The organism is Streptomyces sp. NPDC059582 (assembly GCF_042735715.1).
Lineage (GTDB): Bacteria > Actinomycetota > Actinomycetes > Streptomycetales > Streptomycetaceae > Streptomyces.
The window spans coordinates 40,269-54,960 of record NZ_JBHWCC010000050.1; the positions used below are offsets into that span (position 1 = coordinate 40,269).

Annotated in this window: 12 protein-coding genes; 2 read left to right on the forward strand and 10 right to left on the reverse strand. The window is 72.7% G+C overall.

The genetic code is table 11. The features are described from left to right. Positions 1–129 precede the first annotated feature (129 nt). From ACFV0T_RS32700 to lpdA, 5 genes are all read right to left on the reverse strand, one after another. Positions 130–630 (reverse strand): methylated-DNA--[protein]-cysteine S-methyltransferase, encoded by a 501-nt coding sequence (locus tag ACFV0T_RS32700; RefSeq protein ID WP_385787163.1) that lies wholly within the window; start codon positions 628–630, stop codon positions 130–132. 11 nt (positions 631–641) lie between these two features. Further along, the gene (locus tag ACFV0T_RS32705) at positions 642–2,111 is read right to left on the reverse strand and encodes an AlkA N-terminal domain-containing protein (RefSeq protein WP_385787232.1); all 1,470 of its coding nucleotides are present in this window, start codon (positions 2,109–2,111) and stop codon (positions 642–644) included. Positions 2,112–2,228: 117 nt separating this feature from the next. Continuing rightward, positions 2,229–2,702: a hypothetical protein gene (locus tag ACFV0T_RS32710; RefSeq protein WP_385787166.1), complete on the reverse strand. Its 474-nt coding sequence runs from the start codon at positions 2,700–2,702 to the stop codon at positions 2,229–2,231. Continuing rightward, positions 2,699–4,111 carry a hypothetical protein gene (locus tag ACFV0T_RS32715; protein WP_385787169.1) on the reverse strand — a complete coding sequence of 471 codons (1,413 nt, stop codon included), beginning with the start codon at positions 4,109–4,111 and terminating at the stop codon, positions 2,699–2,701. Before ACFV0T_RS32715 ends, ACFV0T_RS32710 begins: the two co-directional genes overlap by 4 nt. Positions 4,112–4,235: 124 nt before the next feature. Next, positions 4,236–5,648, reverse strand: a complete 1,413-nt coding sequence (gene lpdA, locus ACFV0T_RS32720) for a dihydrolipoyl dehydrogenase (RefSeq protein ID WP_385787171.1) — start codon at positions 5,646–5,648, stop codon at positions 4,236–4,238. A gap of 267 nt (positions 5,649–5,915) precedes the next feature. Between lpdA and ACFV0T_RS32725 the strand changes: the two genes are divergently transcribed. After that, positions 5,916–6,503 carry a histidine phosphatase family protein gene (locus ACFV0T_RS32725; RefSeq protein WP_385787174.1) on the forward strand — a complete coding sequence of 196 codons (588 nt, stop codon included), beginning with the start codon at positions 5,916–5,918 and terminating at the stop codon, positions 6,501–6,503. Between the two features lie 62 nt (positions 6,504–6,565). Here ACFV0T_RS32725 and ACFV0T_RS32730 read toward each other — a convergent pair whose 3' ends face one another. From ACFV0T_RS32730 to ACFV0T_RS32745, 4 genes are all read right to left on the reverse strand, one after another. Next, a complete protein-coding gene (locus ACFV0T_RS32730) occupies positions 6,566–7,081 on the reverse strand; it encodes an O-acetyl-ADP-ribose deacetylase (RefSeq protein ID WP_385787176.1) in 516 nt (171 codons plus the stop codon). Positions 7,082–7,435: 354 nt separating this feature from the next. Beyond that, entirely contained in the window at positions 7,436–8,848 is a 1,413-nt protein-coding gene (locus ACFV0T_RS32735; protein WP_385787179.1) for a phytoene desaturase family protein, read from the reverse strand. 109 nt (positions 8,849–8,957) lie between these two features. After that, a complete protein-coding gene (locus ACFV0T_RS32740) occupies positions 8,958–9,803 on the reverse strand; it encodes an inositol monophosphatase family protein (RefSeq protein WP_385787182.1) in 846 nt (281 codons plus the stop codon). A 106-nt stretch (positions 9,804–9,909) separates the two neighbouring features. Next, a complete protein-coding gene (locus ACFV0T_RS32745) occupies positions 9,910–11,760 on the reverse strand; it encodes a gamma-glutamyltransferase family protein (RefSeq protein WP_385787185.1) in 1,851 nt (616 codons plus the stop codon). Positions 11,761–12,450: 690 nt separating this feature from the next. On the opposite strand from ACFV0T_RS32745, the gene ACFV0T_RS32750 reads away from it, so the two are divergent. Further along, on the forward strand, positions 12,451–13,119 hold the full coding sequence (locus ACFV0T_RS32750) for a hypothetical protein (RefSeq protein WP_385787187.1): 669 nt from the start codon (positions 12,451–12,453) through the stop codon (positions 13,117–13,119). A gap of 27 nt (positions 13,120–13,146) precedes the next feature. Here the strand turns inward: ACFV0T_RS32750 and ACFV0T_RS32755 are convergent, their stop codons facing one another. Further along, complete coding sequence (locus ACFV0T_RS32755) at positions 13,147–14,673, reverse strand: NCS1 family nucleobase:cation symporter-1 (RefSeq protein ID WP_385787189.1); 1,527 nt, start codon at positions 14,671–14,673, stop codon at positions 13,147–13,149. Between the last annotated feature and the right edge of the window lie 19 nt (positions 14,674–14,692).

The window sequence follows — 14,692 nt, forward strand, 5'->3', positions numbered from 1 at the left end:
CGCCTCGCCACGTTGTGGGGATCGCCCGCGTACGCCCGGTACGCGGACGTCCCTCCGCCTTGCGACGCACCGCACCGGACGCCGCGGGCCCCGCCCTCCGGGCGGACGACGCCACTTCCGGAACACGCCCTAGAACAGCGCCGACCCTCGTTCGAAGTCCAGCAGTCGCTGCTTGCGGTCCAGGCCACCGCCGTAGCCGGTGAGGCTGCCGCTCGCGCCGATGACGCGGTGGCAGGGCACGATGATGCCGATGGGGTTCTTGCCGTTGGCGAGGCCCACGGCACGGGAGGCCTTGGGGTTGCCGAGGGCGTCGGCCAGTTCGCCGTAGGAGCGGGTCTCGCCGTACGGGATCCTGCGCAACTGTTCCCAGACAGTGCGCTGGAACGGTGTTCCGGCCAGGCGCAGTTCGAGGGTGAACTCCTTCAACTCGCCCGCGAAGTAGGCCTCCAGCTGTTCCTCGGCCGCGTGGAAAAGCGCGGCGTCCGGCGGCCCGAAGGTCTCCTCCGATGGGCGGTGGCGCTGGTCGGTCATGTAGAGGCCGCTCAGGACGCCGTCGTCGGCGACGAGGGTGAGCGGGCCGTACGGGCTGTCGACGACGGTGTGCCGCAGGGTGCGGCTCGTGGTGCTCATGGTGAACGTCCTTATACCGGGAGGAAGTTGATGGGGTGACTGTCCGTCGCCCAGAGGTACTGGACCGCGTAGGCCCGCCAGGGGCGCCAGGCCGCCGCGCGGGCGGTGAGGGCCGCCGGGGTCGAGGGCAGGCCCAGCTCCTGTGCGGCGCGGCGGATGCCGAGGTCGGTGGGGAGGAAGGCGTCCGGGTCGCCCAGGGCGCGCATGGCGATGACGTCGACCGTCCAGGGGCCGAAGCCGGGCAGGGCGAGCAGGCGGGCGCGGGCCTCCTGCCAGTCGCTCTCCACGCCCAGGTGGAGCGAGCCGTCGGCGAGCTGGGTGACGAGGGTGGTGAAGGTCGCACGGCGGGTGCGGGGCATGGCCAGCGTCTCGGGGTCGAGGGCGGCGAGTGCCTCCGGTGCCGGGAAGAGGTGGGTGAGAGCGCCTTCGGGGTCGTCGACCGGTTCGCCGTGCGCGGTGACCAGGCGGGACGCGTGGGTGCGGGCGGCGGCGGTGGAGACCTGCTGGCCGAGCACCGCCCGTACGGCGAACTCCGCCTCGTCGACGGTGCGCGGGACGCGCCGGCCGGGGGCCTTGTCGACGAGGGGCGCGAGGAACGGGTCCGTCCGCAGTTGGTCGTCGACCGCGACGGGGTCGGCGTCCAGGTCGAGCATGCGGCGGCAGCGGCTGATCGCGACGGGCAGGTCGCGCAGGTCGCTGAGGGTGAGACGGCACGCGATGTGGTCGGGCCGCGGGCTCAGCGCCACGATGCCGTGCCCGTACGGCAGCCGGAGGGTGCGCCGGTAGGCGCCCTCCCGCCACTCCTCCACGCCCGGTACGGCGGTCGCCGCGAGGTGGCCGAAGAGGTTGTCGGGGTTGAGCGGGGCGCGGAACGGGAGGCGGAGGGTGAGCACGCCGGGGGTGAGGGCGTTGGTCACCTTCGGGCGGCGGGCGCGCAGCTCGGTCGGGGCGAGCGCGAAGACCTCGCGGACGGTGTCGTTGAAGGTGCGGATGGAGGCGAAGCCGGCCGCGAAGGCGATGTCCGCCATGGGAAGCGCGGTGGTCTCGATGAGCAGGCGTGCCGTCTGGGCGCGCTGGGCACGGGCGAGGGCGAGCGGGCCGGCGCCGAGTTCGGCGAACAGCTGGCGTTCGACCTGGCGAGTGCTGTAGCCCAGACGGGCGGCGAGGCCGGGCACGCCGTCGCGGTCCACGACACCGTCGGCGATCAGCCGCATCGCGCGGGCGACCAGGTCGGCACGCTGGTTCCACTCCGGGGAACCGGGGCTGGTGTCGGGGCGGCAGCGTTTGCACGCCCGGAAGCCTGCCTGCTGGCAGGCTGCCGCGCTCGGGTAGAACGTCATGTTCTCCGGCTTGGGCGGCACGACCGGGCAACTGGGCCGGCAGTAGATACGGGTGGTCAGGACGGCCGTGAAGAACCAGCCGTCGAAGCGCGCGTCCTTGGACTGGACGGCGCGTACGCAGCGCGCTCGGTCGGCGTGCATCCCGTTGTTCTGCATGCGTCCAGCATCGTCCACCGGACGGGCCGAGGCTGGCGGGAATCCGACATGAGCCTCGGCTGTCCAGGGCGTCCACGGATCACTCCAGATCGCCGCCGGGGATCAGCCCGCGCCCTCCTGCCGGGAGGCCAGCGCCCAGATCACGAACAGGTCGATCGCGATCATGGTGATCGGCCAGAAGAACGCGTACGGCAGGAACAGGAACTGGGCGATCAGACTGAGCGACACGAAGAACAGGCCCGCGAACCGGGCCCAGGTCATGCCCTTGAGCAGGCCCGCGCCGGTGACGGCCACCAGGACGCCGATGATCAGGTGGATCCAGCCCCAGCCGGTGAGGCTGAACTCGAAGACGTACAGGCCGACGCGCGCGTAGACGTCGTCCCGGGCGATCGCGGAGATGCCCTGGAGGATGGACAGCACACCGCTGCACAGCATCAGCACACCGGCGAACGCGACGCCGCCGCTGACCCAGCTGTCGTGCCGGTACGACGGGTCGGCGCCGCCCGGCGGCCTGTTCCACGAGGTGCCGGCGCCGCCATGCGGGTCTCCGGCCGGTTGCGCCGTGCTCTGGCTCATACGGTTGTCCTCTCGTTGTCCCCCGGGTGCGGTCCCCCGCCGGTCGGTGTGTCCCCGGGGTGCGGTCCCCCGCCGGTCGGTGTGCCGCGCGGGCCGTCCGCGTCGCGCGGGCCGTCCTGCGCCACGAAGTCGACGACGCAGAGCGCGAGGAGCAGGGCGAGCGCGAGGCCGATGACGACCCAGCCGGTCGGGAACGGCCACAGGACGTACGCCAGGACCGCCCCGGCGACCAGGATCCAGGTGATCCAGGCCCGGAAGCGGTGCACGAACGGCCCGACCGGCCCGGTCCGCATCCCCGCGCGGTCGGCGGTGGCGCGGACCGCGCCGATGCCCGAGTGCCACAGCTGCCGTACGAGACCGGCGTGGCGCCCCGGTCCGGTCAGCCAGGCCGCGACGGCGACCACCACGCCGAGCGCGACCACCGTCCGTACCGAGGTGCGCAGGAAGCGGGTCAGCGCGTCGTACACGGAGGCCGCGGCGGGTTGCGAGACGCCGCTCGGGAGGGCGTCCAGGTAAACGGCCCGGAAGACCGTCAGCGCCACGCCCAGCAGGAGTGTGGCGAAGGCGAAGCAGAGCGCCGCGACGATCAGGGTTCTGCGGCGGTGGACCGAGAGCAGGATGCCGGCCGCGACCAGCAGGACGGCGACGACGGGCAGCCACAGACCGGCGATCTGGAGGAGCCGGACGTAGGTCTTGACCTTGCCGATCTCGTCGGACCGGACGACCGTGATGTTCGTGTGGATCTGCGGGATCTTCCCCGCGACCGTCATGCCCGAGTCGACGAGGCGCTGTTTGACCTGGTCGACGACCGGGGCGAGGTCCACGGTCACCGCGTCGTTCTCCAGCTTGACCGCGCCGCCGCCGCTGCCCGTCAGCGCCTTGTCCAGGCTGCTGTGGATCCTGCGGTTGGCGTCGGTCCAGATCCGGTCGAAGGCGTCTGAGGCCACGACCTCGCGCGCCTTGTCGTGCACGAAGCTGCCGACCGCGCCTTCGAGGGAGCCACCCAGGGCGCCCAGGGCCTTCTCCAGCAGGGGCCGTTGCTCCGGGGCCACCCCCTCCAGCAGCTTGGGCAGGTCGAGGTGCTGCGTCACCACACCGGTGACGCGGTCGGCCACCGCGTTCTGGATGTCGGGGTCGGACGCGAGGGGCGCGACGGTCTCGACGTAGCGGTCCGTGTCGCCGACGATGGCGTCGGCCCAGGCGGCGACCACACCGAGGGGGGCGAGCAGACAGCCGAGCACGACGAGGACGGTGGCGACCAGCGACCGCACCGGGTGACGCCGCGGGCGCCCGGTGGCTCCTCCCGCCTCCAGCGCCGCGATCCGTGCGCGCAACTGCTCCAGGTCGCTCGGCGCGGCGGACCCGCTCCGGCCGGACGCGTCGGCGCCGTGGGCGGGACGGTCCGGCATGGCGGTCTCCCTCATCCGTCGGCACTGCGAGTCCGGTGGATGCCAGGAGATCGCGCGCGTACGACGGCGGCGAGCGTTGCGGGGCCGTCCGGGTGAACGGCACCGCGCGCCCGGGGAGGCGACCTCACATGTTGATCATGTGTCCGGCGAGGCCGTGCACGGCCTCCTTGACCGCCTCGCCCAGGGTGGGGTGGGCGTGGACGTTGCGGGCCACCTCGTGGACGGTGAGGTCCCACTGCTGGGCGAGGGTGAGCTCGGGAAGGAGTTCGGTGACATCGGGACCGATGAGGTGACCGCCGATCAGCTCGCCGTACTTCGCGTCGCTGATCAGCTTCACGAAGCCGGTGCTGTCGCCGAGGCCGTGCGCCTTGCCGTTCGCGGTGAAGGGGAACTTCGCCACCTTCACGTCGTAGCCCAGCTCACGGGCCTGTGCCTCGGTGTAGCCGAAGCTGGCGACCTGCGGCTGGCAGTACGTGGCCCGCGGGATCATCACGTAGTCCAGCTCCATGGTCTCCGCGTCCGCGAGGGTCTCGGCGGCGATCACGCCCATCGCCTCGGCGTTGTGCGCGAGCATGAGCTTGGCGGTGACGTCGCCGATGGCGTACAGGTGCGGCACCGAGGTGCGGCAGTGGCCGTCGACGTCGATCGCGCCGCGTTCGGTGACGGTCACCCCGGTGTTCTCCAGGCCGTAGCCGGTGACGTTCGGCGCGAAGCCGATCGCCTGGAGCACCTTGTCGGCCTCCAGCACCTGCTGGGAGCCGTCCTTGGCGGTGACCGTGACGCGGACCTGCGGGCCCGACTCGTCGATCGAGTCGACGCGGGTCGAGGTGAGCACGTCGATGCCCAGCCTGCGGTACTGCTTGGCGAGTTCGGCGGAGACCTCGACGTCCTCCAGCGGCGCGATGCGGTCCAGGAACTCGACGATCGTGACCTTCACACCGTAGTTGTGCAGGACGTAGGCGAACTCGATGCCGATGGCGCCGGCACCCGCGACGACGATGGACTGCGGCAGGTCCTCGGCCAGGATCTGCTCCTCGTACGTGACCACGCGGGACGTACGGCGGGTGCCGGGGAGCAGCTTGGGGGTGGCGCCGGTGGCGATGATGCCGTGGTCGAAGCCGATGGTGCGGGTGTCGCCGTCGTAGCCGGCGACCTGGAGGGTGTGCGGGTCGAGGAAGGTGCCGCGGCCGTCGAGCTCGGTGATCTTGTTCTTCTTCATCAGGTAGTGCACGCCCTTGACCCGGCCGTCCGCGACCCGGCGGCTGCGCCGGAACGCCTCGCCGTAGTCGAAGGAGACCTCCCCGTCGACCTTGATGCCGAAGGTCTTGGCCTCGCGGGTGACGATGTGGGCGAGTTCGGCGTTGCGCAGGAGAGCCTTGGTGGGGATGCAGCCCACGTTGAGGCAGACACCGCCCCAGTACTTCTCCTCGACGACGGCGACGCGCTTGCCCAACTGGGCGGCCCGCACGGCGGCCACGTAACCGCCGGGGCCCGCGCCGAGAACCACGACGTCGAAGCGCTCGTCCAGCTCGACCATGAGGAGTTCCTTTTCGGTGAGATGAGGCGTCCACCGGGGCGCCGATCGATGCCCGGTGCCTCCCGGATTGTTTCGTCCCGGCCTCCTTCGCGCCACACGGTCCAGCGGCGTGGCGAGCGGGCGGGTGCACCGCCCGGCCCGGGAAGCCGCGGGCCGGCGGCGGCTCCGGTCGGGCATACAGCGGCGGCTCCGGTCGGGCATACAGTGGCGCGGCCGGGCCGGATCCGCCGTGTCGGCGGCCGGGACGACGACCAGGAGAGTGGGCGAGTGACCAGTCGAGTGATGTTGATCTCACCCGCGATCAGTGCGGCGCTGCGGGAGGCCCGTTTCGACGACGGGTGCCCGCTGGACGCGACCGGGTCGGCGCGTGCGCGGTCCGCCGCGGGTGCGGTGCCCGCGGCCGAGCGGACGTTCGTCTCCCCCACCGTGCGGTGCCGGGAGACGGCGTCGGCGCTGGGCCTCGACGGCGTGGTCGCGGCCGGGCCCGCGGGGTTCGACGTGGGGCGCTGGCGGGGCCGGACGCTCGCCGAGGTCGGCGCCGACGAGCCGGACGGCGTCACCGCCTGGCTGTCGGACCCGGCGGCGGCCCCGCACGGCGGGGAGTCGCTGCGCGAGCTGTGCGCGCGGGTGGCGCACTGGATGGACGAGATCGCGGCGCTCTCGGGGCGGACGGTCGCCGTCGTGGAGCCCGAGATCGTACGGGCCATGACGGTGCGGGCGCTGGCGGCGCCCGAGTCGGCGTTCTGGCGGATCGATGTGCCACCGCTGACCGTGACCGAGTTCAGCGGTCGTGCCGGGCGCTGGAACCTGGGGCTCGGCAGGGCCCTCGGCCGGACGGGAGACGATCCGCGCTGACGGTCGCGGCGCGGTGCGGCACCCCCGGTGAGCACTGCTCGGGCGCGCTCGCTGAGCCCTGGTCAGCCCTGACCGGTGACCCCCGCGAACGCCTCGTACGCCGGTTCGTCGAAGAGGACGAACCTGACCTCCTCGACCGAGGTCTCCGTGGCGCGCACGGTCTGCACCGCGATCCGGGCGCCGTCGTCCATCGGCCAGCCGTAGACGCCGGTGGACACGGCCGGGAACGCGACCGTACGGGCCCCCAGGTCGTCGGCGACCCGCAGCGACTCCCGGTAGCAGGACGCCAGCAGCTCCGAGCGGTCCTCGGTGGCCGACCAGACCGGGCCGACGGTGTGGATCACCCAGCGGGCGTCCAGCTCGCCGGCGGTGGTGGCGACCGCCTGGCCGGTGGGCAGACCCTTGCCGTGGTGGGAGGCGCGCAGCTTGCGGCAGTCGGCCAGGATCGCGGGGCCTCCTCGCCGGTGGATCGCCCCGTCGACGCCGCCTCCGCCGAGCAGCGAGGAGTTCGCCGCGTTGACGATGGCGTCGACGGACTGGCGGGTGATGTCGCCCCGGACGAGGGTGATGGTGGTCATGGCTGCCTCTATACCAGCCCGCCGGGGCCGGACGCCGCTGCGTTTCGACCACGTCGGGGCGGGTGCCGGTGCGCTCGACCGCGCCGGGGGCGGTGCGGGTGTGCTGGACCGCGCCAAGGTCGGTGTCGGTTTGCTCGACCGCGTCGAGGGGGGTTCCCACGTGTCCGACCTCGGCGGGGGTGCCAGCCTGCTCGGCCGCGCTGAGGGCGGGTGCCAGCGTGATCGACCACGTCAAGGTCGGGTGCGGTGTGCTCGACCGCGCCGAGAGCGGGTGCCGGTGCGCTCGACCGCGCCGGGGCGGGCGTCAGCGTGCTCGACCGCCCGGGCGGTCGGATGTCGGCGGGCCCGTCCCTCCTACGGCTGCTGCCTCAGCCTGCGCCATACGGCCTTCGCCGCGTTGTGCCCCGCCATGCCGTGGACGCCGGGGCCCGGCGGAGTGGCCTGGGAGCAGATGAACACGGCCGGGTGCGGGGTGCTGTAGGGGAACAGGGACAGCTTCGGGCGCAGCATGATCTGGAGCCCGGAGACCGCGCCGGTGGCGATGTCGCCGCCGACGTAGTTGGCGTTGCGGACGGCGAGTTCGGGCGGTCCCGCGGTGGCGCGGGCGAGGACGCGGTCCCTGAAACCCGGTGCGAACCGCTCCAGTTGGCGCTCTATGGCGTCCGTCAGGTCTCCGGTCCAGCCGTTGGGGACATGGCCGTAGGCCCAGAAGACGTGCTTGCCCGCCGGGGCCCGGCCGGGGTCGACGACGCTGGGCTGCACCGTGATCAGGAACGGCTTTCTCGGCGCGCGGTCCTCCCGGGACACCGCGCGCAGTGCCGCGCCGATCTCCGCGCTGTCCGCGCCGACCTGCACGGTGCCGGCGACGCGCGCTTCCTTCGCGGTCCAGGGGACGGGACCGTCCAGCGCGTAGTCGATCTTGAAGACACCGGGGCCGTACCGGTACCCCTCGTAGTACCGGCCGAAGCCGGCGATACGGGCCAGGGCCGTGGGCGAGGTGTCGAAGACGTACGCGCGGGCGGGCGGCAGGTCGTCGAGGCGCTTGACCTCGTAGTCGGTGTGGATGGCGCCGCCGAGGTCCTGAAGGTAGGCGGCCAGGGCGTCGGACACGGACTGGGAGCCGCCGCGGGCCACGGGCCAGCCGCGGGCGTGGGCGGCGAGGGCGAAGACCAGGCCGACGGCGCTGGTGGCCAGGCCGCCCAGCGGGGCCATGACGTGCGCCACCAGGCCGGCGAACAGGGTCCTGGCCCGCTCGTCCTGGAAGCGGCGGGTCAGCCAGGTGGACGGGGGCAGGCCGACGAGACCGAAACGGGCGAGGGTGACCGGGTCGCGGGGCAGCGCGGTGAGCGGCAGGGACATGAAGTCGTGGACGAGCGTGTCCCATCGGGGCAGGAACGGCTCGACCAGTCTTCGGTACGCCCCCGCGTCGCGCGGTCCGAAGGAGGCGGCGGTCTCGGCGACCGACCGGGACAGGACCGCGGCGGTGCCGTCGGTGAAGGGGTGCGCCATGGGCAGCTCGGCGTGCAGCCATTCGAGGCCGAAGCGTTCGAGCGGCATCGCCCGGAAGGCGGGTGAGTTGATGCCGAGCGGGTGCGCCGCCGAGCAGGGGTCGTGACGGAAGCCGGGGAGGGTGAGTTCCTCGGTGCGGGCTCCTCCGCCGACGGTGTCACGTGCCTCGAAGAGGGCCACGGAGAAACCTCGGCGGGCCAGCTCCACGGCAGCCGTCAGTCCGTTCGGCCCCGCACCCACCACGACCGCATCGAGCATCGACGGCACCTTCGGACTCCTTCGTCTGCCGATGGCCACTGGAGTCAGGATATGCCGGGGGACTGACACACCTCACGGCGCGGGTGGGATCGGCGCGGTGACCTGGCGGTCAGGCGCCGGCCGTCAGCGCCTCCAGCACCCGGCGGGCGGTGGCCCCGTCGCGCGCCGCCGTGAACGGCAAAACGTTTCCTCCCGTGATCCGGAACGGCTCGCCCGCAACGGTCAGATGGATGCCGCCGGCCTCCTCGACCAGCAGCAGGCCCGCCGCGTGGTCCCAGGCCGCCTCCCAGGAGAACGCGGTGGCGTCCAACTCGCCCCGGGCGACGGCGAGATACTCCAGGCCCGCCGAGCCGCAGGCGCGCGGCGCGAACCCGTCCGCCGACAGGCCCAGCAGGGCGCGCTTCTGCTCGTCGGTGGTGTAGTCGGGGTGGGAGGTGGCGATCTCCAGGTCCCGGCCGGGTGCGGGCGGACCGGCCAGGAGCCGCTCGCCGTCCAGGTGGGCGCCACCGCCCCGGACGGCCGTGGCCAGTTGGTCGCGGGCCGGGGCGTACGTCCACGAGGCGAGCACCACTCCGCGCCGCGCGAGCGCGACCAGCGTGCAGAAGCCGTCGTCTCCCTGGACGAACTGGCGGGTCCCGTCGACCGGGTCGACGATCCAGACGGGCGCGTCGCCCTGTATCGCCTCGTACGTCGTGGGGTCGGCGTGCACGGCCTCCTCGCCGACGACGACGGACCCGGGCAGCAGGGCCTCAAGTACCCTCGTCAGATGCAGCTCGGCGTTGCGGTCGGCGTCCGTGACCAGGTCGTGCGGGCCGCTCTTCTGGTCGACCTCGTGCGCGGCGAGCCGGCGGAAGCGCGGCATGATCTCGGCGGCGGCGGCTTCACGGAGGGCGTCCTGCACGTCGGTCGAGTGGCGAGCGAGAAACTCGTCGATGGTTTCCAGTTCTTCGATCATGCCTCCATGAGAGCACGCGTCACTGACAATCCCCGCCCGTCCGGTGCACAGCGGGTGGAATCCCCATGAATACCCGGTGCCGCCGCCCGCGCGGCGAACTACGCGCTCAGCGTCCGACCGCGTACCCCTGCATGCCCCGCGGGTTCGCCGCCGCCGACAGGATCCCGCTCTCCGGGTCCCGGGCGACCGCGCACAGCCGGCCCTCGGACCAGGGGTCGGCCACCGTCACGTCATGGCCGCGCCGCCGCAGTCCCTCGACCACCTCGGCGGGCATGCGGGACTCCACGGTGACGCTCCCCGGTCGCATGCCGCGCGGGTAGAAGGAGCTCGGGAAGCCGTCGTTGTGCCAGTTCGGGGCGTCGATCGCGCCCTGGAGGTCGAGACCGCCGCGCGCCCGGCCCCGCAGGGCGACGGCCAGGAAGAAGTGCAGCTGCCACTGGTCCTGCTGGTCCCCGCCGGGCGTACCGAACGCCATGACCGGCACCCCGTCGCGCAGCGCGAGCGAGGGAGTGAGGGTGGTGCGGGGCCGGCGGCCCGGGGTGAGGGAGTTCGCCAGCCCCTCCTCCAGCCAGGTCATCTGGAGCCGGGTGCCCAGCGGGAAGCCCAGTTCGGGGACGACGGGGTTGGACTGGAGCCAACCGCCGCTGGGCGTGGCGGCGACCATGTTGCCCCAGCGGTCGACGACGTCGAGGTGGCAGGTGTCGCCGCGGGTGACGCCGTCGGCGCGCACCTCCGCTTCGCCCGGCCGGGACGGCGCGGGGGACGGCACTCGGGACGGTGCCGGACGCTGGGCGACCGTCGGCTCGCCCGCGCCCATGGGGTTGAAGCCGGGGCCGTCGTCGGCCACCACGTGCGCGTGGGCGCTCAGCCGCGGGGGGCGGCCGCCGGGGGCGCCGGGCCGCAGCTCGTAGGAGGCCTTGTCGCCGACGAGGGCCCGCCGCCGGGCGTTGTAGTCGGCCGACAGCAGGTCGTCGAGCGGTACGTCGGCCGCGTCCCCGTACCAGGCCTCACGGTCGGCCATGGCGAGCTTGCAGCCCTCGACCAGCAGATGGACGTACTCGGCGGACCCGTACCGGGGCAGCTCGGGCGGGAGCAGGGCGAGTTGCTGGAGCAGGGCCGGCCCCTGGCTCCAGGCTCCGGCCTTGCACAGGGTCCAGCCGTTCCAGTCGTAGGTCGCCGGCGCCTCGTAGGACGCGGACCAGCCCGCCAGGTCGGCGGCCGTGAGCGTGCCGGTGTGACGTTCGCCGCTGGTGTCCAGGGTGGGCCGCCGCGCCTGCCGCACGAGCGCCTCGGCGACGAAGCCGGTACGCCACACCTCCCGCGCGGACTCGATCTGCGCCTCCCGGTCACCCGCTCCCGCGACCTCGGACAGCAGCCGCTTCCAGGTGGCGGCGAGGGCCGGATTGCGGAACAGCTCACCCGGCCGTGGCGCCTTCCCGCCCGGCAGGTACACGTCCGCCGACGAGGTCCACTCCGTCTCGAACAGCTCCCGGACGGTCTCGACGGTCGCGCCGACGTTCTCCACGGGCGCGTGCCCGTGTTCGGCGTACCCGATGGCGTACTTCAGGACGTCGGAGAGGGTCTTGGTGCCGTGGTCGCGCAGCAACAGCAGCCAGGCGTCGAACGCGCCGGGGACGGCCGCGGCGAGGGGGCCCGTACCGGGTACGAGCTCCAGACCGAGTCCCCGGTAGTGCGCGACCGTCGCCCCCGCCGGGGCCACACCCTGCCCGCACAGCACCCGTACCTCGCCGCCCGCCGGGGCGAGCAGGATCGGCACCTCGCCCGCGGGTCCGTTGAGGTGCGGCTCGACCACGTGCAGCACGAAGGCGCCGGCCACGGCGGCGTCGTAGGCGTTGCCGCCGTCCTCCAGGACGGCCATCGCCGACTGCGAGGCCAGCCAGTGGGTGGACGACACCATGCCGAAGGTGCCCTGGAGGGTGGGTCGGGTGGTGAACACGGGCGGACTCCTCACTGCGCGGCGGCCGGTCCTGTGATCGTACGCACGCACGCGTGGCCGCCGTCCGCCGTCCGCCCACACGCGCGTTCCGACGGCCGCCGTCTTCCGCACGCGCGTACCGACGGCCGTCCGCCCTCCACCGGCCGCCGTCCACCGGCCGCCGTCCACCGGCCGCCGTCCACCGTCCACCGTCCACCGTCCGCCGTCCACCGTCCGCCGTCCACCGTCCGCCGTCCGCCGTCCGCCCACGGTCGACCGACCCTCGACCCCGTACTGGTCGGGTGAACTCCGCCACGGGGTCGCCCGGTTGCGCGCGGGAGGCGGCGCCCACCGGCCGCCTCTCCCCCGGCCGGCGACGCCCCGGCGCCCACCGGCCGCCGCCGAGAACGCCCGTCCTCACGCGCAACACCCCTGTCCGGTAAGCCCGTTCAGAGCGAAGAGGCGACGGGCCGCGCCTCGGTGCGGGGCCGGGAACCTCGCTGCCGCCCGGACCTCCGGTGCGCGCACGGGACGGCGAACGGCCGCCGAACGGGGGGACAAATCGGGTCACACGACTCAGGAGTTACCGACTGCTGTGACCGCGCAAGTACGCAGCGAGTTCACACTTCCGCCCCACAGTCAGTCGTGTGACACTGGCGTCCCGTCCCCAGTGTGGACACCCTCCGCACCGACCCCCACGAGAAGTGCGCCTTGCGTTCTCTGCCACTGCCGCTCGCCCTCACCGCGCGTCTGTCGCCGGTCGTCGTGCTCGCCGCCGCCGGCTGGTCGCTGACGTCCGGACCGTTCGCCCCCGCGCCGGCCGCCGGGCACGAGCCGACCCAGAAGACGCCCACGGCGGCCGCCTCGGCGCCGTCGTCGACGGCCGAGGCGAAGTCGTACGCCGCCGCTCCCGCCCCGTGCGCGAGCGTGACCACGAAGACGATCAAGGCGCTGGTGCCGGGCGCCAAGACGGACGGCAAGGAAATACCGTCGACGGACACGAAGGCGCGGCGCACCTGCTCCTGGAACGCGCTGAAGGGGTTCGACTACCGCTGGCTGGACGTCTCCTTCGAGATCACGGAATCGGAAGCGGCGGCGGAGAAGACGTACAAGGGGCGAATCGCAGACAAAAGCGGCGGAGGAGATGTTCCGGGTCTCGGTGACACCGCCTACTCGATCGTGAACCTCACCACCGAGGACAAGCAGCAGACGCGCGAGGGCGAGGTCATCGTCCGCGCGTCCAACGCGCTGGTGGTCATCACCTACAACGGCAGCGACTTCGAGACGAAGAAGGCGCCGAGCACGGACGAGATCAACAAGGGCGCCATCAAGGCGGCCAAGGACGCGATGGCGGCACTGGAGGGCGGTCGGAAGGCCTGAGCCCTCGACCGCCCTCCGGGCCCCGCGTCAGACCGTGCGCTCCTCCCGGCCCCTGAGCAGCATCAGCACGAGGTAGAGCAGCATCGAGGTGCCCAGGCCGACCGCCCAGCCGTAGTCGGCGAGGGGTTCCAGGGCCGGGACGGGCCGCCCGTCGATCAGCGGCTTGAAGCTGGCGCCGCCGACGGCGAGGACGCCGCCGACCACGAAGGCGACGACGGCCCGCCAGTTCCAGCCGCCGTCGTACCAGTAGCGGCCGCCCGTGGAGTACAGGTCGGCGAGGTCGAGCCGGCCGCGGCGCAGGATCCAGTAGTCGGCGATGAGGATGCCGGCGACCGTGCCGAGCAGACCGCCGACGAGGCCGAGCCAGGTGAAGATGTAGCCCTGAGGATCGGAGTACAGCTTCCACGGGAAGATCAGCACACCGAGGACGCAGGTGGCGAGGGCTCCGGCCCGGAAACTGATCCGCCGGGGCGCGATGTTGGAGAAGTCGAAGGCCGGGGAGACCAGGTTGGCCGCGATGTTCACGGACAGGGTCGCCACCAGCACGGTGACCAGCGCGTAGAGCAGGCCCACGACGTTGTCGGTCTTGGCGGCCAGCTGTACCGGGTCCCAGACGGCCTCGCCGTAGACGGCCTGCGAGCCGGAGGTGACCAGCACCGACAGGAAGGCGAACAGCGTCATCGTCGTCGGCAGACCGAGTGCCTGGCCCCATGTCTGGGCCTTCTGGCTCTTGCCGTAGCGGGTGAAGTCGGGGATGTTCAGCGACAGCGTGGACCAGAAGCCGATCATGCCCATGAGGGACGGCGCGAACAGCTTCCAGAAGTCGGCGCCCCAGCCCAGCTTCGACGGCTGGTCGAACAGCGGGCCGAAGCCGCCCGCCTTGCTGCTCATCCACCACAGCATCACGAACGCGCCGACGAGGACGAAGGGCGCGGCCCAGTTCTCGAAGCGGCGGATCGTCTCCATGCCCCGGTAGATGACGGCGACCTGGATCGCCCAGAAGATCGCGAACGACAGCCACATGGTCCAGGGGTAGCCGCCGATGTGCGAGGCGTCGGCCCAGCTGTCGCCGATGAGCTTGCCGGCGAGGAAGAAGATCGCCTCGCCGCCGATCCAGGTCTGGATGCCGAACCAGCCGCACGCCACCAACGCCCGTACGACGGCGGGGAGGTTGGCGCCGCGCACACCGAAGGAGGCTCGGGCGAAGACGGGGAACGGAATGCCGTACTTGGGTCCCGCGTGCCCGGTGAGCAGCATCGGCACCAGCACGATCAGGTTGGCCAGGGCGATGGTGAGCACCGCCTGCTTCCAGTCCATGCCGACGGCGATCAGACCGGAGGCCAGCGTCCAGGACGCCGTGTTGTGGGCCATGCCGACCCACAGCGCGGAGAAGTTGTACGTGGTCCAGGTCCGCTTCTCGACGGGGACCGGCAGCAGGTCCTCGTTGGCGTACGGGCCACTGGGCGGCGGCGCGCCGGGGGCGAGCTCCACCCGGCCGTCGGCGAGGGTGACTTGGGAGGTCGGCGGTATGGCCGCGGGGGCGGTGTCGGTCATGGGCAGGCCAATCGATGAG